General features: G+C 67.3%; 11 protein-coding genes. 5 read left to right on the top strand and 6 right to left on the bottom strand.

The annotated features are described in order from the left end of the window. Window positions 1-45: 45 nt before the first annotated feature. Both AC5P5S_RS04565 and AC5P5S_RS04560 read right to left on the bottom strand, forming a co-directional pair. Window positions 46-2,337: an NADP-dependent malic enzyme gene (locus AC5P5S_RS04565; RefSeq protein ID WP_005410971.1), complete on the bottom strand. Its 2,292-nt coding sequence runs from the start codon at window positions 2,335-2,337 to the stop codon at window positions 46-48. 231 nt (window positions 2,338-2,568) lie between these two features. Continuing rightward, window positions 2,569-3,912, bottom strand: coding sequence for a dicarboxylate/amino acid:cation symporter (locus tag AC5P5S_RS04560; RefSeq protein WP_005410972.1), 1,344 nt, complete (start codon window positions 3,910-3,912; stop codon window positions 2,569-2,571). A gap of 332 nt (window positions 3,913-4,244) precedes the next feature. Between AC5P5S_RS04560 and AC5P5S_RS04555 the strand changes: the two genes are divergently transcribed. Together AC5P5S_RS04555 and AC5P5S_RS04550 are read left to right on the top strand one after the other, a co-directional pair. Then, window positions 4,245-5,414 carry an OprO/OprP family phosphate-selective porin gene (locus tag AC5P5S_RS04555; protein ID WP_005414426.1) on the top strand — a complete coding sequence of 390 codons (1,170 nt, stop codon included), beginning with the start codon at window positions 4,245-4,247 and terminating at the stop codon, window positions 5,412-5,414. Window positions 5,415-5,480: 66 nt separating this feature from the next. Beyond that, window positions 5,481-8,123 (top strand): hybrid sensor histidine kinase/response regulator, encoded by a 2,643-nt coding sequence (locus AC5P5S_RS04550; protein ID WP_062605676.1) that lies wholly within the window; start codon window positions 5,481-5,483, stop codon window positions 8,121-8,123. A 558-nt stretch (window positions 8,124-8,681) separates the two neighbouring features. Here AC5P5S_RS04550 and AC5P5S_RS04545 read toward each other — a convergent pair. Genes AC5P5S_RS04545 through AC5P5S_RS04530 form a run of 4 tightly spaced genes read right to left on the bottom strand, consistent with a single transcriptional unit; the run spans window position 8,682 to window position 12,486 of the window. Next, window positions 8,682-9,332 carry a response regulator gene (locus AC5P5S_RS04545; protein ID WP_005414428.1) on the bottom strand — a complete coding sequence of 217 codons (651 nt, stop codon included), beginning with the start codon at window positions 9,330-9,332 and terminating at the stop codon, window positions 8,682-8,684. A 28-nt stretch (window positions 9,333-9,360) separates the two neighbouring features. Next, a complete protein-coding gene (locus AC5P5S_RS04540) occupies window positions 9,361-10,416 on the bottom strand; it encodes an ABC transporter substrate-binding protein (protein WP_043034044.1) in 1,056 nt (351 codons plus the stop codon). Further along, on the bottom strand, window positions 10,413-11,804 hold the full coding sequence (locus tag AC5P5S_RS04535; RefSeq protein ID WP_062605674.1) for a sensor histidine kinase: 1,392 nt from the start codon (window positions 11,802-11,804) through the stop codon (window positions 10,413-10,415). Before AC5P5S_RS04535 ends, AC5P5S_RS04540 begins: the two co-directional genes overlap by 4 nt. Then, a complete protein-coding gene (locus tag AC5P5S_RS04530; protein ID WP_062605673.1) occupies window positions 11,797-12,486 on the bottom strand; it encodes a response regulator transcription factor in 690 nt (229 codons plus the stop codon). The genes AC5P5S_RS04535 and AC5P5S_RS04530 overlap by 8 nt, the downstream gene beginning before the upstream one ends. A 242-nt stretch (window positions 12,487-12,728) precedes the next feature. Here AC5P5S_RS04530 and AC5P5S_RS04525 point away from each other — a divergent pair, with 242 nt between their 5' ends. The 3 genes from AC5P5S_RS04525 (at window position 12,729) to phbB (ending at window position 16,036) form a co-directional block, all read left to right on the top strand. Continuing rightward, window positions 12,729-13,868, top strand: a complete 1,140-nt coding sequence (locus AC5P5S_RS04525) for an OprO/OprP family phosphate-selective porin (protein ID WP_049448331.1) — start codon at window positions 12,729-12,731, stop codon at window positions 13,866-13,868. A gap of 74 nt (window positions 13,869-13,942) precedes the next feature. Beyond that, window positions 13,943-15,271, top strand: coding sequence for a CitMHS family transporter (locus AC5P5S_RS04520; RefSeq protein ID WP_012481220.1), 1,329 nt, complete (start codon window positions 13,943-13,945; stop codon window positions 15,269-15,271). A 24-nt stretch (window positions 15,272-15,295) separates the two neighbouring features. Then, window positions 15,296-16,036, top strand: a complete 741-nt coding sequence (gene phbB / locus AC5P5S_RS04515; RefSeq protein ID WP_005414435.1) for an acetoacetyl-CoA reductase — start codon at window positions 15,296-15,298, stop codon at window positions 16,034-16,036. Window positions 16,037-16,131: the final 95 nt, after the last annotated feature.

The following is a 16,131-nucleotide window of genomic DNA, read 5'->3' as shown; positions in this document are numbered from 1 at the left end:
GCGCCCCGTGGGGCGCGTTTCTGCAGCTGTCGCTGAAAAGAAGGCTTACGCCTTCTTTTCCGCTTCCAGCTGCTTGCGGATCTGCGCATCCACCGCTGCAATGGCGGTCATGTTCAGGATCCTGCGCGAGGTCGCGCTGGTGGTCAGGATGTGCACCGGCTTGTTCACGCCCATCAGGATCGGGCCGATCGCCACGCCGTCGGTGAACACACGCACCAGGTTGTAGGCGATGTTGGCCGCTTCCAGGTTCGGCAGCACGAACAGGTTGGCGCGACCCTGCAGGGTCGAGCCCGGCAGCAGCTTCTGGCGCAGCGCTTCATCCCATGCGGTGTCGCCCTGCATTTCGCCGTCCACGTTCAGACGCGGGTTGCGCTTGAGCAGCAGCTCGCGCACCTGGCGCATCTTCAGCGCGTCCTTGGAATCGTGGCTGCCGAAGTTGGAGTGCGACAGCAGCGCCACCTTCGGCTCGATGCCGAACAGCTTCATGCGGTAGGCCGCCTGCAGGGTCGCTTCGCATAGCTGCTCGGCGGTCGGGTCTTCCTGCACGTGGGTATCGACGAAGAAGAACACGCCCTGCTGGTTGATCACGCCGGTCATCGCAGAGGTCGAGGTGACCTTCGGCTCCAGCGGCAGCACGCTGCGCACGTAGCCCAGCTTCTTGTGGAAGCGCCCGACGATGCCGGTCAGCATCGCATCGGCTTCGCCACGGGCCACCATCACCGCCGCGATCAGGGTCGGGCGCGAACGCATCAGGTTCTTCGCCGCGGCCACGGTCACGCCACGACGGCCGGTCAGGCCGTGGTAGTACTGCCAGTATTCGTTGAAGCGCGGGTCGTCGTTGATGTTGGTGACTTCAACGTTCTCGCCGATCTTCAGGCGCAGGCCGAGGCGCTCGATGCGCGATTCGATCACTTCCGGGCGGCCGATCAGGATCGGGTGCGCCAGGCCGTCGTCGACCACGTTCTGCACCGCCTGCAGCACCACTTCCTCTTCGCCTTCGGCGTACACCACGCGCTGCTTGTCGCTGCGCGCGCGGTCGTAGACCGGCTTCATCATCAGGCTGGTGCGGTAGACGAACTGGGCCAGCTTGTCACGGTAGGCGCCCATGTCCTCGATCGGGCGCGAGGCCACGCCCGAGTCCATCGCGGCCTGGGCCACGGCGGCCGACAACTCCACCAGCAGGCGGCGGTCGAACGGGCGCGGGATCAGGTATTCACGGCCGAAGCTCGGCGTCTCGCCACCGTAGGCCGAGCCCATGTCGGTGGCGGCACGACGGGCCAGCGCGGCGATGGCACGCACGCAGGCGATCTTCATTTCCTCGTTGATCGCAGTGGCGCCCACGTCCAGCGCGCCACGGAACAGGTACGGGAAGCACAGCACGTTGTTGACCTGGTTCGGGTAATCCGAACGGCCAGTGCCGATGATCGCGTCCGGACGCGCGGCGCGCGCCACCTCCGGCATGATTTCCGGGGTCGGGTTGGCCAGCGCGAAGATCACCGGGTCCGGCGCCATGGTCTTGACCATGTCGGCGGTCAGGATGCCCGGTGCCGACAGGCCCAGGAAGATGTCCGCGCCGTCGACGATCTCGGCCAGGGTGCGCTTGTCGGTGTCGCGCGCATAGCGCTGCTTTTCCGGATCCAGGTCGGTACGACCGGTGTGGATCACGCCCTCGCGGTCGAAGGCCAGGATGTTTTCCGGCTTCAGGCCCAGCTGCACCAGCATGTTCACGCAGGAAATGCCGGCTGCGCCCATGCCCGTGGTCGCCAGCTTCACGTCCTCGATCTTCTTGCCGGTGATCGCCATGGCGTTGAGCACGGCCGCACCGACGATGATCGCCGTGCCGTGCTGGTCGTCATGGAACACCGGAATCTTCATGCGCTCGCGCAGCTTGCGCTCGACCACGAAGCACTCCGGCGCCTTGATGTCTTCCAGGTTGATGCCGCCGAAGGTCGGCTCCAGCGAGGCGATGATGTCGACCAGCTTGTCCGGGTCGGTTTCATCCACTTCGATGTCGAACACATCGATGCCGGCGAACTTCTGGAACAGCACGCCCTTGCCTTCCATCACCGGCTTGCCGGCCAGCGCGCCGATGTTGCCCAGGCCCAGCACCGCGGTGCCATTGGAGATCACCGCCACCAGGTTGCCGCGGGCGGTCAGCTCGCTGGCCTGCTGCGGGTCGGCCTTGATCGCTTCACAGGCGTACGCCACGCCCGGCGAATACGCCAGCGACAGGTCGCGCTGGGTCAGCATGGGCTTGGTAGCGGAAACCTTGATCTTTCCCGGCGGGGACATCCGGTGGTAATCGAGGGCGGCCTGTTTGAAATCTTCGTTGGACATCGATGTGGGTTACATGAATGGGCAGAAGGGACAGGGGATGATACCCCCGTTGGAGCGTCTGGACCTGTCGCTATCCTGTCGCAGGCATGCTGCGACTGCACAATTCCGTGCCGTATGCGACGGTACCGGGATGCCAAGCATCGGCGCCCCCGATGACAGCCATGGGACGCCCTGAAACGCCGCGGGGCCGTACCACTGTCGTGATCGGCCCCGCGGTACCACACACCTGGGTCAGCCCTTGGCCGGCAGCGCCTCGGGCAGTGCGTCCACCGGCGGCGGCAGCTCGCTTTCGCGGCCATCCAGCGCCAGCTGCAGGCGGTTGCGGTCCAGCGCGCCTTCCCAGCGCGAAACCACCACGGTGGCCACCGCATTGCCGATGAAGTTGGTCAGCGAGCGGCATTCGCTCATGAAACGGTCCACGCCCAGGATCAGCGCCATGCCGGCCACCGGTACCTCCGGCACCACGGCAAGGGTGGCGGCCAGGGTGATGAAGCCGGCACCGGTGACGCCGGCCGCACCCTTGGAGCTGAGCATGGCAACCAGCAGCAGGGCGATCTGGTGGCCCAGGGTCAGTTCGGTGTTGGTGGCCTGGGCAATGAACAGTGCCGCCAGGGTCATGTAGATGTTGGTGCCGTCCAAGTTGAACGAGTAGCCGGTCGGGACCACCAGGCCCACCACCGACTTGCTGCAACCGGCGCGTTCCATCTTCTCCATCAGCGACGGCAGCGCCGACTCCGACGAGGAAGTGCCCAGCACCAGCAGCAGTTCAGCCTTCAGGTAGCGCGCCAGCTTGAACACCGAGAAGCCGCACAGTCGGCAGACCACACCGAGGATCACCGCCACGAACAGGAACGCGGTGAGGTAGAACGAGCCCACCAGCCACGCCAGGTTGACCAGCGAACCGACGCCGTACTTGCCGATGGTGAAGGCGATGGCGCCGAAGGCACCGATCGGGGCGGCCTTCATCAGGATGTGCACCAGCTTGAACACCGGGGCGACCAGCGCCTCCAGGAAGTTCAGGATCGGCTTGCCCTTCTCGCCCACCGAGGCCAGCGCGATGCCGAACAGCACCGCGATGAACAGCACCTGCAGGATGTTGCCGTCGACGAAGGCGCTCACCAGCGTCTTCGGAATGATGTCCATCAGGAAACCGACCAGGGTCAGGTCGTGCGACTTCTCGACGTAGCTGTGCACCGCGGTCTGGTCCAGCTCGGCCGGGTTGATGTTCATGCCGGCGCCGGGCTGTACCACGTGCGCCACGATCATGCCCACGATCAGTGCCAGCGTGGAGAAGAACAGGAAGTACGCCATCGCCTTGGCGAACACCCGGCCCACCGTGCGCAGGTGGGTCATGCTGGCGATGCCGGTGACGATGGTGAGGAAGATCACCGGCGCGATGATCATCTTCACCAGGTTGATGAAGGCATCGCCGAGCGGCTTCATCTTCTCGCCGATCAGCGGCTCGTAGTGGCCGAGGATGGCGCCCAGGACGATCGCCACGATCACCTGGAAATACAGCTGGCGATAGATCGGCAACGGCTTTGCAGGCGCCGGGGCTGCGGTCGGGATGTGCATGGCGGACTCCGGAAGGGGCGTTTTCAGGCACGTACGGCCCCGGGACAGCACGGGAACCGTTACCGTGGAAACTGATCGCAGGCCCTGTGCTGCATGCGCAGGAGGTGCGACCAATGGACGCCTTTGTACGCGCCGGGCACGCCGGCGCAGATAACCTATTGGTACTAGCCCCCCGGTTCAGGTGGCGGCGATGCCTACACTGGCGCCGCACCGCCCGATCCTGGCGAGGCCGGTGGCCCGTGCTGAACGGCCGGGCGCGTCATTGCGAAAGTTTCGGCCCCTGCGGCCGTTGTTGTCCTGTCCACACGCAATCTGAGAGAGCCGCACCCAACATGCGCCCGATTCCCACCTTGCTGGCCCTGTCGCTGGCCGCGCTTCCCGCCTTCGCTTCGGCTGCCGATTTCGACAACTGGCCGACCAAGTACGCCTTCGGCGACGGCACCGAGTTGGCCGCTACCGCCAACATCGCCTACGACTACAACGATTTCTCCTCGGGCAGCGGCCTGGAGGACGACGACGCCGTGCGCCGCAAGGAGTTCGGTGCGACGCTGAAGAAGAAGGGCGTCTACGACGCGATGGTCTACTACGACTTCCAGTCCGATACCTGGCTGGACGTGTTCGTGCGCTTCGAGAGCAAGGCCTTCTTCGGCCGCGACATCGGCCGCTTCCGCTTCGGCTATATGAAGACCCCGGTCGGCCTGGATGCGAACACCTCTTCGCGCGCCGGCAGCTTCCTGGAAACCGCGCTGCCCGTGCAGGCCTTCTACGAAGGCCGCCGCACCGGCGTGGAATGGGTGCTGGAGCGTCCGCAGTACCTGCTGCAGGCCGGCGCCTATGGCGGCAAGGACCTGCAGGGTGACAACCCCGGCACCACCCAGGCAGTACGTGCGGTGTGGACCCCGGTGAAGGCGCCGGGTGACGTGATCCACCTGGGGCTGGCCTACTCGCAGGAAAATCCGCGCGGTTACAGCGATGGCCGTGACGTGCACCACGAGGCCAGCGCGCGCCTTCGCGCACGCCCGGAAGCCGGCCTGACCGACATCCGCTACGTCGATTCCGGCGCCCTGGTCACCGCCGACCAGATCCGCCGCACCGGCCTGGAAGGCATCTGGATCCGCGGCCCGTTCTCGCTGCAGGCCGAAGCCCTGCGCGCTACGGTCACCCGCCATGACGGCAAGCCCGACTACACCGGCAGCGGCCAGTACGCGATGGCCAGCTGGGTGCTGACCGGCGAGTCGCGCCCGTACAACGCAGGTGCCGTGGCCAACATCAAGCCGGCGCACGACTACGGCGCGGTGGAACTGGTGGCCCGTTACAGCCGCATGGACCTGGACGATGGCAGCATCCTTGGTGGCCGCCAGCACGACCTGACCCTGGGCGCGAACTGGTACCTGACCAGCCACTTCAAGTTCCAGGCCAACTACGTGAAGGTCGACGCCAGCCGTCGTGGTGTGCACAGCACGCCGGAGATCTTCGAGCTGCGCGCGCAGATGCACTTCTGACCCCTTCCACGTCAGATCCCGGCGGGCGTGCACGTCACGCCCGCCGGCCCTGCGTAGACTGCCGCCATGTACTGGCTCAGCCGCCACCGGATGCTGTTGCTGACCATCCTGGTGATGGTCGGAGGCACCGTGCTTTGTGCGGTCGCCGCCGGCCACTACGCCTGGCGGCGCGCCCTCGGCGAGGAAAGCAGCCAGGTGCAACGCCAGCTGCAGCTGTACGGCCAGGGCCTGCAGCAGCGCATCGACCGCTTCGGCACGTTGCCGCAGGTACTGGCGCTGGATCCGGATCTGCTGCACGCCCTGCGTGTGCCGCCCTCGCCCACCGAACAGCAGCGGCTGAACCTCAAGCTGCAACGCGCCAATGAAGTCACCCGTGCCTCGACCCTGACCCTGGTCGGCCACGACGGCGTGGCAGTGGCGGCCAGCAACTGGGACCAGCCGACCAGCAACGTCGGCGAGAACTACAGCTACCGCCCCTACTACCGGCAGGCACTGGCGCAGGGCCGCGGCCGCTTCTACGGCATCGGCATGACCACCGGCGTACCCGGCTACTACCTGTCGCAGGCCATCGAGGAAGACGGCAAGCGGCTCGGCGTGGTGGTGATCAAGGTCGAGCTGTCGGCGCTGGAACAGGAATGGTTGAGCAGCCCGGACGTGGTGCTGGCCAGCGACGACCATGACGTGGTGTTCCTGGCCAACCGTGACAGCTGGCGCTACCGACTGCTGCGCCCGCTGGGCGCCGATGAGCGCCGCGAAATGCTGGACGCCCGCCAATACGCCGACCGCGCGTTGCAGCCATTGCGCGCGCGTACTGAAGACGTGCTTGCCGATGGTGGCCGCATGGTGCGCCTGCTCGATCCCGCACTGCCGCAGCCGATGCTGTGGCAAAGCCTGCCGCTGCCCGCCGAAGGCTGGAACCTGCATCTGCTGCACGACGCCAGCGCCGCCACCGCCGCCGGTCGCGCAGCCGCCCTCACCGGCGGTGCCGCGTGGCTGGCGCTGGGCTTCCTGGTGCTGTTCGTGCAGCAGCGCCGACGCCTGGCCAAGCATCGCCTGCGCAGCCGCCGCGAACTGGAAACCCTGCTCAAGCAGCACGCACAGGAACTGCGCACCGCACAGGATGGCCTGCTGCAGGCGGCCACCGACGCCGACAGCGGACTCAGCCGCAGCCTCGAACACCTGCCGCAGGGCGTGGTGGTGATCGACCGCGAACTGCGCCTGGTCGCGTGGAACTCGCGCTACCTGGAACTGTTCCGTTTCCCACAGGACCTGGTTCGCGTCGGCCGGCCGATCGAGGAACTGTTCCGCTTCAACGCACGCCGTGGCCTGCTTGGTCCGGGCCCGGTCGATGAAGCAATCGAGCGCCGCCTGAACCACCTGCGCAGCGGCCGCCCGCACATGCGCGAGAGCGAGAAGGACGACGGCACGGTGCTGGAGATCCGTGGCAATCCGCTGCCTGACGGCGGCTTCGTCACCAGCTATGCCGACATCACCAGCTACAAGAACGCCGCGCGCGAACTGCGCTCGCTGGCCGATGCGCTGGAGCACCGCATCGCCGAGCGCACCCATGATCTGGAAGAAGCACGCCGCGAAGCCGAGCAGGCCAACCGCTACAAGACCCGTTTCGTTGCCTCGGCCGTGCACGACCTGCTGCAGCCCCTCAACGCGGCGCGCATGTTCGTCTCGGTGCTGCGCGGCAAGCTGAGTGACCCGGCGCAGCAACAGACCAGCGACCACATCGATGCTGCATTGGCCGCGCAGGATGCGATCCTCAACAGCCTGCTGGATATCGCGCGCCTGGAATCGGGCAGCCTGCCCACGCGCGTACAGGCGTTCCGGCTCGGGCCTTTGCTGCAGACGCTGGCACGCGAGTTCGGCATCGCCGCGCAGTCACGTGGGCTGGTGGTCGACTGGGTCGATACCGCTGCGGTGGTGGTCAGCGATGAAGCGCTGCTGCGCCGCATCCTGCAGAACTTCCTGTCCAACGCACTGCGCTACAGCGAACGTGGCCGCGTGCTGCTCGGCTGCCGTCGCCGCGAAGGCCTGCTGTGGATCGAAGTTCACGACCAGGGCCCCGGCATTCCCGATGCGCTGCAGGGCGAGATCTTCGAGGAGTTCCGCCGCCTGCACGACGGCCAGCAGCGCGGCGCCGGCCTTGGCCTGGCGATCGTCGACCGCATCGGTCGGCTGCTCGGCCACCCGATCCGCCTGCGCTCGCAGCTGGGCCAGGGCAGCGTGTTCGCGGTGGGCGTGCCGTTCGGCGAAGCCAGCGCGATTCCCGCTACTGCTCCTGTGCCGGTGCTGGTGCAGGAACCGGCCGCGGACAATCCGCTGCGCGGTCGCCGGGTGTGGGTGATCGACGACGATCCGCACGTCTGCGCCGCCAGCCGCGCGCTGCTGGAGCGCTGGGGCTGCGAGGTGGCGCTGGCCGACGGCCCGCAGGCGGCGCTGCAGCTGGCGGCAACAGGCGCGGTGCCGGAGCTGGTGCTGCTGGATGTGCGCATGGGCGATCACCACGGGCCGGTGCTGTACGAGACGCTGGCCGAGTTGTGGCAGGCCCGTCCGCCGGTGGTGCTGGTCACCGCCGAGCGCGATGCGGGATTGCGTGAGATGGCCGCCGAGCGCGGCTGGGGAATGATGGCCAAGCCGGTGAAGCCGCCGGCGCTGCGGGCGTTGATGAGCCAGTTGTTGATCCGCCATCGCGGGTAGTTTCCAGCCAACGGCGCAGCCCCTCGTGGGTGGTCGCACAAAGCAGTTCATCGGTGGGGCCGGGCAGATGGGCTGCACAGGGGCCGCTGCAAGTACGTCCCTGTAAGCTCGGTCGCCGCATCCATGCGGCTCACGCCCCTGTGCAGCCCATCTGCCCGGCCACGGACACGTTCCGTGCGCGTCCACCCTCGGAGAAGAAAAAAGATCAAAAGCGGGTCGCGCGCTGCGCTTGCTCGTGTAGAGCCAAGCCCATGCTCGGCCTCACGGACGGGCCGGAAAGCAGCCGAGCGTGGGCTCGGCTCTACGAAAAATGGCCTGCCAGGCTGCCTTTGCTTTTGATCTTCTTTTCTCTTCCGTGGGTGACAGGCCACCGAAATCTGTCAGAGGCCGGTCGGGTTGGGTGCGCGGGGGTGTCAGCCGCATGGATGCGGCTGCCAAGCCTCCAGGGACGGATTCACGGCGTCCCCCGCGCACCCAACTCGACCGGCCCGCTCGCAGCTTCTGCTTTCAGCGACCAACCCAAACCCACCCACGAGGGGCTGCGCCGTTGGCTGGAAACTACAACCCGATGCCGGCGTCGCCCTCAGGCTCCAGCGCCTTCACCAGTACCGCCGCCTGTGTGCGGCTGTGGCATTCGAGCTTCTTCAGGATCGCAGTGACATGTACCTTCACCGTGTTCTCGGCCAACCCCAGCGTGTAGGCGATCTGCTTGTTGAGCAGGCCATCGGCCAGGCACAGCAGTACCCGGAACTGCTGCGGGGTCAGCTGGGCCAGGCGGCTGGCCAGCAGTGCGTCGGCCTCGGAGCGTTCGGCGGCCATCGCCGGGAACCACAGGCCACCATCGAGCACCGCCTGCACCGCCTCGCCGATGGTCTCGGCCGGGGCGGACTTCGGGATGAAGCCAGCGGCGCCAAACTGCTGAGCACGACGGATCACCCGCGGATGGTCGTTGGACGAGAGGATCACCACCGGAATGTCCGGATGCGAGCCGCGCACGTGCAGCAGCGCGGAAAAACCGTGCGCGCCGGGCATGGTCAGGTCCAGCAGCACCAGGTCCACATCCGGGTGGGCATCCAGCGCTTCGGCCAATGCCTCGGCGCTGGCGACCTCGCGCACCTGCGCCAGCGGCAGGCTCTGCCGCAATGACTGCACCACCGCCGAACGCAGCAGCGGGTGGTCATCGGCGATCAGGATGGTGTATTCGCTCATGCCGCCATTGTACGGGCAGGCCGGAGCCTCAGCGCCCTGCCGGCTCCACGCTGCTGCGCCAGGCATCCAGGAACTGGCGGCGCTTGAGCGCGTCCAGGTACACCAGCAGGCCTGGGCCGAGCTGGATCGGACGGCGGCTGCGGCCGGGCGCATCGTCGCCACGTGCGTTGCCGGTCACGATCGGCATCAGCCGTGCCTCGCGCGACAGCACCTGCTGGCCACGCGGTGACAACAGGTAGTCGAGGAAGCGCCGGGCTTCTTCCGGGTGTGGGCCGGTACGTGGAATCACCGCGGTACGCAGCACCACCAGCGTGTAGTCCTCGGGCTCCACGATCGCCAGCGGCGCACCCGCGTCGATGCGCGCCTGCGCGTAGGAGCCGAGCACGTTGTAGACCAGCGACAATTGGCCGTTGGCCACCTGGTCCAGCAGCACGCCGGTGCGCTCCTCGCGCACCACGTCGTTGTCGCCCAGCGCGCCCAGCAACGCGCCGGCGATGCTGCCACGCTGTGCATCCTGGGTAGACAACAGGTAGCCGACGCTGCTGCGCTCGATGTCATAGGTACCGACCCTGCCGCGCAGTGGTGCCCCCTCCGCGCGCAACCGGTCCAGCAGTTGCCGACGCGTGTGCGGCACCTTCGCAGCCGGCAGTGCGCGGGTGTTGTAGACCATCACCACCGGCTCGTAGCTGATGCCGAAGGCCTCGTTGCGCCACTGCGCCCAGGCCGGTAGCGCAGCGGTCTGCGCCGAACGATGCGGCAGCGCGTGGCCGTCGTTGACCAGCTTGGTCTGCAGGTCCATGCCGCTGGAGATCAGCAGGTCCGGCGATGCCGGTCCGCCGCGGTCGTGCAGGTACCGCGCGTACAGGTCCTGGGTGATGATGTCCTCGTACACCACCTCAGTGCCGGGGTGCAGCCGCTGGTAGTCGGCAATCACTACCGCGAACACTTCGATGTCGGTAGTGCCGTGGATGCGCAGCTGCGCAGTGGCCTTTGCCTGGGCCGGGAAGCGGCGCACGTCGCCCGGTGCTGCAAGCACCGGCAGGGCCAGCAGCAAGGCAACGGCAGCAGCGAACAGGCGGATCATGGACTGCTCCGGGGCAGGCGGATGGTGGCGACCAGCCCGCCCTGCGGACGGTTGCTGAGGTCGATGCGACCGCCATGGCTGTCGACCACGCGCTTGACGATGGCCAGGCCAAGCCCGGCGCCGCCGGACGGCGCGCCTTCGCCACGGGCGAAGCGCTCGAACACGCGTTCGGCATCGGCGGCGGCAATGCCGGCACCGTGGTCGGCGATGGTCAGCACGGCCTGCCCGCCTTCCACGGTCAACGCGATCTGCAACGGGCCGTCACCGCCGTACTTGAGGGCGTTGTCGACCAGGTTCTTGATCGCCTCGCGCAGCAGCAGCGCATCACCGTGCACCTGCACGGGTTCGGCGGTCATCGCCAGTTGTACGCGCGGTGCCGGCCCTGCCTGCGGCAGCGCCTCATGCAGGGCCTGGTGCACGGCCTCGGCCAGGTCCACCGCTGCAAAGCGCTGCAGATGCGAGCGATGGATCACGCTGGCATCGCTGAGCAGCTGGTTCAGCAACCGGCTCATGTGGGTGGCATTGCGTTCGATCGCCTGCAGGCTGCGCCGCATGTCCTCGGGGTCGTCGTCATCCAGCGCCAGCTGTGCCTGCGCGCGCAGGGCAGCCAACGGCGTACGCATCTGGTGCGCGGCCTCGGCCATGAACGCGCGCAAGGTCTCGTTGCTGCTGGACAGTCGTTCCATGAAGCGGTTCAACGCCGCCACCATCTGGTCCATCTCGCGCGGCACGCGCGCATCCAGCGGTTTCAGATCGGACGGCTTGCGGCGCGACAGCTCGCGTTCCACCCGCACCAATGGCCGGAACGCGCGATGCACGCCAAAGGCCACCAGCGCCAGCAGCAGCCCGGACAGCACACCGATCGCCAGCAATGCACGGTTGACCATGTCCTGCGCAACCGCTTCACGTGCACGCCGGGTCTGGCCGACCTGCACCTGCACCTCGCCCTGCGCCGACGCGGCGGCGAAACTGCGGCCGACGACCACGAAGCGCACGGTCTCGCCGCTGTACGCCGCATCAAACAGCTGCGGTTGCGGGCCGGGCCGGCGCGGTGGCGCCGGCAGGTCGCCGTAGCCGGTGATCAGGTTGCCGCGACTGTCGGCGACCCGATAGAACACACGGTCTTCCGGAGCCATCGCCAGCAGGTCCAGCGCGGCATAGGGAAGATCGACCTGCCATTGGCCATCGACCAGGGCCACCGAATCGGCAATGGACAACGCCGAGGACACCAGCAGGTGATCGTAGGAACGGTTGGCGGCGCGCTGGCCATAGCCGCGCGCGGCAAACAGCAGGGCCACCGCGAACACCGCCAGCAACGCGCCGAGATAGAGCAGCAACGTGCGCCGCAGCGAGCCCGGTGCGGCATTCGCGGTACGCGCGTCAGCCATCGGCGTCGGCGCTGCCGTCACTGGCTTCCAGCAGGTAGCCAACGCCGCGCACCGTGGTGATACGCAGCGGTGCGCCTGCCAGCTTCTTTCTCAGGCGACCCACATACAATTCGATGGCATTCGGACCGGCTTCGTCGTCGAAGCCGAACAGGCCGTTGCCGATTTCGTCCTTGCCGACCACCTGGCCGAGGCGGCCGACCAGGATCTCCAGCAGCCGGTATTCGCGGTTGGGCAGCTCGATCGGTTCACCGTTGAGGCTGACCCGGTGCGCGGCGTTATCGAACTGGAAGCCGCCGATCTGCACCACTTCGCTGGCCTGCCCACGCGCACGCCGCAGCAGCACGCGGCAGCGTGCTTCGAACTCGCGGAAATCGAACGGTTTGCCCAGGTAGTCATCGGCGCCGACATCCAGCGCCTGCACGCGGTCTTCGATGCCATCGCGCGCGGTCAGCATCAGCACCGGCGTGCTGTCGCCGCGCTCGCGCATGCCGGCCAGCACGCGCAGGCCATCGAGCTTGGGCAGGCCGATATCCAGCACCACCAGGTCGAAGCTCTGGTAGCGCAGCACGCTGGCCGCCGCCAGGCCATCGGCCTGCCAGTCCGCCGCATGCCCACTGCGGCGCATGCGGCGGATGATCGCATCGGCCAGATCCGGGTTGTCTTCGACCAGCAGCAGGCGCATGGGCACGGGGGTGGGAGGGGAAACGAATGCTACCGCATGCCGCTGTCGCGCTCGCCGGCCCCCGCCCGGAGGCAGCAGCGGGCCGCTTTACGCTGCACCGCACAATCCGTTGACAGGACGATGACAGCTTGCCCGACCCAGACTGCGGCCGCGCACCGTCCGGTGCCCACGATTGCCGCGCGCCTGGCGCGCACCTGGGAGGGTTTGTGGAATTCACGTTTGCCTGGCGGCGCCCTGCCGCCATGATGGCGCTGGCTGCCCTGTCGGCGCCGGCCTTCGCCGCCGAAGACGACCGTCCGGTCACCGCCACCCTGGGTGGTCGCCTGCACCTGGACTTCGCCACCTTCGACAACGACAACCGGGGCACCCCGAACAAGGACGACACCGAAATCCGCCGTGCGTGGGTTGACGTGTCCGGCAAGTTCTTCGTGGTCGACTACAAGCTGGAAGCCGATTTCTCCGGCGACCGCGTCGAGGCCAAGGACGTGTACCTGGCACGCAGCTTCGGCAAGGCCGGCAAGCTGACCGTGGGCCAGTTCAAGCAGTACTTCTCGCTGGATGACCGCACCAGCTCCAACTACGGCAGCTTCCTGGAACGTGGCAACGCCGGCACCACGTTGGCGCCGCTGTACCGCCTGGGTGCGTCCTGGCAGGCCAACCCCGGTGACTTCACCTGGGCGGCCAGCCTCTACAGCCTGGAGAGCATCGACGCCTGGCAGGTGAAGGGTCGCGCCGCCGGTGGCCGCGTCACCTGGGCACCCTCGCCCAGCGATGGCGACGTGCTGCACCTGGGCCTGTCGCTGGCCCGCGAGGCCTACGACAACCCCGGCGCCAACGGCGTGCCCGGCCTGCGCATCCGCCCGCGCCCGGCCGGCCATCTGTCGGACGAGAGCCGCCTGACCCTGGTCGACTTCTCCGCCGGCCGCGATACCGACGTCAACAAGTGGTCGCTGGAATACGCGCAGGTGCGCGGCCCGCTGTCGTGGCAGGGCGAGTTCAGTGGCGCCACCTTCGACGACGGCGCGCAGCGCGGCGATGTAATGGCGGCCTACGGCATGCTCAGCTGGTTCGTCACCGGCGAAAGCCGTGCCTACGACCGCAAGACCGGTCGATTCGCGCGGGTGAAGGACATCCGGCACAAGGCCGGTGCCTTCGAAGTGGCGCTGCGCTACGACCAGATGTGGGGCGCGCAGCATCTCGACGGTGCGCCGGACCTGCGTCGCGGCAGTACCGAAGCCTGGACACTGGGTGGCAACTGGTACCTGCGCGACAACCTGCGCTTCATGCTCAACGTGATCGAAAGCCGCAACCGTGATCGCCTGGCCGGGGTGACGGTGGACCGCACGCGCGCGGTCACCGGCCGCCTGCAGTACGACTTCTAGGCCCGACATTCCGGGCATTCCGCCCGGGCCCCTTCCACTCCCCACGTCCTGTTTTCGCAAGGAGTCCGCAGATGATGCTGAGCATCCTCGGCTTTGGCATGGTCATTACGTTCATGTACTTGATCATGAGCAAACGCCTGTCGCCGCTCGTCGCCCTGATCACCATTCCCATCCTGTTCGCGCTGATCGGTGGCTTCGGTGCCGGCATCGACGAGATGATGCTGGAGGGCATCAAGAAGATCGCGCCGACCGGCGTGATGCTGATGTTCGCCATCCTCTACTTCGGGGTGATGATCGACGCCGGCCTGTTCGATCCGCTGGTGCGGGTGATCCTGCGCTTCGTCAAGGGCGACCCGATGAAGATCGTGCTTGGCACCGCGGTGCTGGCGATGCTGATCTCGCTCGATGGCGATGGCTCGACCACCTACATGATCACCGTCTCGGCGATGCTGCCGCTGTACCAGCGGTTGGGCATGAACGCGCTGAACATGACGTGCGTGACCATCCTCGCCGGCGGCGTGATGAACCTGACCCCGTGGGGCGGCCCGACCGCACGCGCGGCCACCGCGCTGCACGTGGACCCGGCCGACGTGTTCGTGCCGCTGATCCCGTCGATGGTGATCGCCTGTGCCGGCGTGCTGCTGCTGGCCTGGTACCTGGGCCTGAAGGAACGCCGTCGCCTCGGCGTGGTCACCCTGCCCAAGGGCGGCAGCTGGATGGACAACAGCGTGTCCGATGACAGCAACCCGCTGCCGACCGTGGAAGACGCCGAAGACATCAAGCGCCCGAAGCTGCTGTGGGTGAACCTGGCGCTGACCGTGGCACTGATGACCGCGCTGATCATCGGCGTGCTGCCGATGCCGGTGCTGTTCATGGTCGGCTTCGCCATCGCCCTGGTGATCAACTACCCGAACCTGGCCGAGCAGCGCCGCCGCGTGGTCAACCATGCCGGCAATGTGCTGTCGGTGGTGTCGCTGATCTTCGCCGCGGGCATCTTCACCGGCATCCTCAACAACACCGGCATGGTCGAAGCGATGTCACACAGCTTCCTGGCGGTGATTCCGGAATCGTGGGGCCCGTACCTGGCGGTGATCACGGCGGTGGCGTCGATGCCGTTCACCTTCTTCATGTCCAACGACGCGTTCTACTTCGGCGTGCTGCCGATCCTGTCCGAGGCCGCTGGCAACTACGGCATCACCCCGGTGGAAATGGCACGCGCCTCGCTGGCCGGCCAGCCGGTGCACCTGCTCAGCCCCCTGGTGCCGTCCACCTACCTGCTGGTGGGCCTGGCCAAGGTCGAATTCGCCGACCACCAGAAGTTCACCCTGAAGTGGGCCATCGCCATCTCGATGCTGCTGATGGTCGGCAGCCTGCTGTTCGGCCTGTATCCCCTCGCCGCCTGACCCTTTGCCAAGGAGCCTTCTGCAATGACGCTTCGAATCGCTTACGTCACCAGTGGAATGGGCAGTGTCGGCACTGCCATCTGCCAGAGCCTGGCCCGCAGCGGCCACACCGTGGTTGCCGGCTGCGCGCCGAACTCGCCGCGCAAGGCCAACTGGCTGCGCGAGCAGCGCGAACAGGGATTCGACTTCATCGCCTCCGAAGGCAACGCGACGGACTGGGCCTCGACCAGCGCGGCGTTCGCCAAGGTCCGCGCCGAAGTCGGCGAGGTGGATGTACTGGTCAACAATTCCGGCGGCAGCCGCGACCTGCTGTTCCGGCAGATGACGGTGGAGGACTGGAACGCGGTGATCGCGTCCAACCTCAACGCGCTGTTCAACCTGACCAAGCAGGTGGTGGACGGCATGGCCACGCGGGGCTGGGGCCGCATCATCAACATCGGTTCGGTCAGTGCCCACAAGGGACAGATCGGCCAGGTGAACTACGCCACCGCCAAGGCCGCGATGCATGGCTTCAGCCGTGCGCTGGCTGCCGAAGTTGCGTCGCGCGGGGTCACCGTCAACACGCTGTCGCCGGGCTACATCGCCAGCCAGGCGATCAGCAGCTTCCCGCCGGATGTGCTGGACCGGCTGGCTGCCTCGGTACCAGTGCGCCGCCTGGGCCGCCCCGAGGAAGTGGCCGGCCTGTGCGCGTGGCTGGCGTCGGATGAAGCCTCGTATGTGACCGGTGCCGACTACGCGGTCAACGGTGGTCTGTACATGGGTTGAGCCCGTCTCCACGCAAGGCGTGGACCTCCTCCCCCACGGAGTGCGCGGGGCCGGTGAACCTTCGCTTGCGAGGGGGATGCGGCCCCTTTTTTTGC

Source organism: Stenotrophomonas sp. YJH_SMC_54, assembly GCF_059368435.1.
The sequence above is the reverse complement of the archived record's forward strand: the minus strand, read 5'-3'. Positions and strand labels throughout refer to the sequence as shown.

Coding starts and splice junctions, on each gene's coding strand:
- AC5P5S_RS04525 (WP_049448331.1), top strand. CDS start 12,729: ATGATGGCGCTGGCTGCCCTGTCGGCGCCGGCCTTCGCCGCCGAAGAC.
- AC5P5S_RS04540 (WP_043034044.1), bottom strand. CDS start 10,416: ATGATCCGCCTGTTCGCTGCTGCCGTTGCCTTGCTGCTGGCCCTGCCG.
- AC5P5S_RS04550 (WP_062605676.1), top strand. CDS start 5,481: ATGTACTGGCTCAGCCGCCACCGGATGCTGTTGCTGACCATCCTGGTG.
- AC5P5S_RS04535 (WP_062605674.1), bottom strand. CDS start 11,804: ATGGCTGACGCGCGTACCGCGAATGCCGCACCGGGCTCGCTGCGGCGC.
- AC5P5S_RS04565 (WP_005410971.1), bottom strand. CDS start 2,337: ATGTCCAACGAAGATTTCAAACAGGCCGCCCTCGATTACCACCGGATG.
- AC5P5S_RS04555 (WP_005414426.1), top strand. CDS start 4,245: ATGCGCCCGATTCCCACCTTGCTGGCCCTGTCGCTGGCCGCGCTTCCC.
- phbB (WP_005414435.1), top strand. CDS start 15,296: ATGACGCTTCGAATCGCTTACGTCACCAGTGGAATGGGCAGTGTCGGC.
- AC5P5S_RS04545 (WP_005414428.1), bottom strand. CDS start 9,332: ATGAGCGAATACACCATCCTGATCGCCGATGACCACCCGCTGCTGCGT.
- AC5P5S_RS04530 (WP_062605673.1), bottom strand. CDS start 12,486: ATGCGCCTGCTGCTGGTCGAAGACAACCCGGATCTGGCCGATGCGATC.
- AC5P5S_RS04560 (WP_005410972.1), bottom strand. CDS start 3,912: ATGCACATCCCGACCGCAGCCCCGGCGCCTGCAAAGCCGTTGCCGATC.
- AC5P5S_RS04520 (WP_012481220.1), top strand. CDS start 13,943: ATGCTGAGCATCCTCGGCTTTGGCATGGTCATTACGTTCATGTACTTG.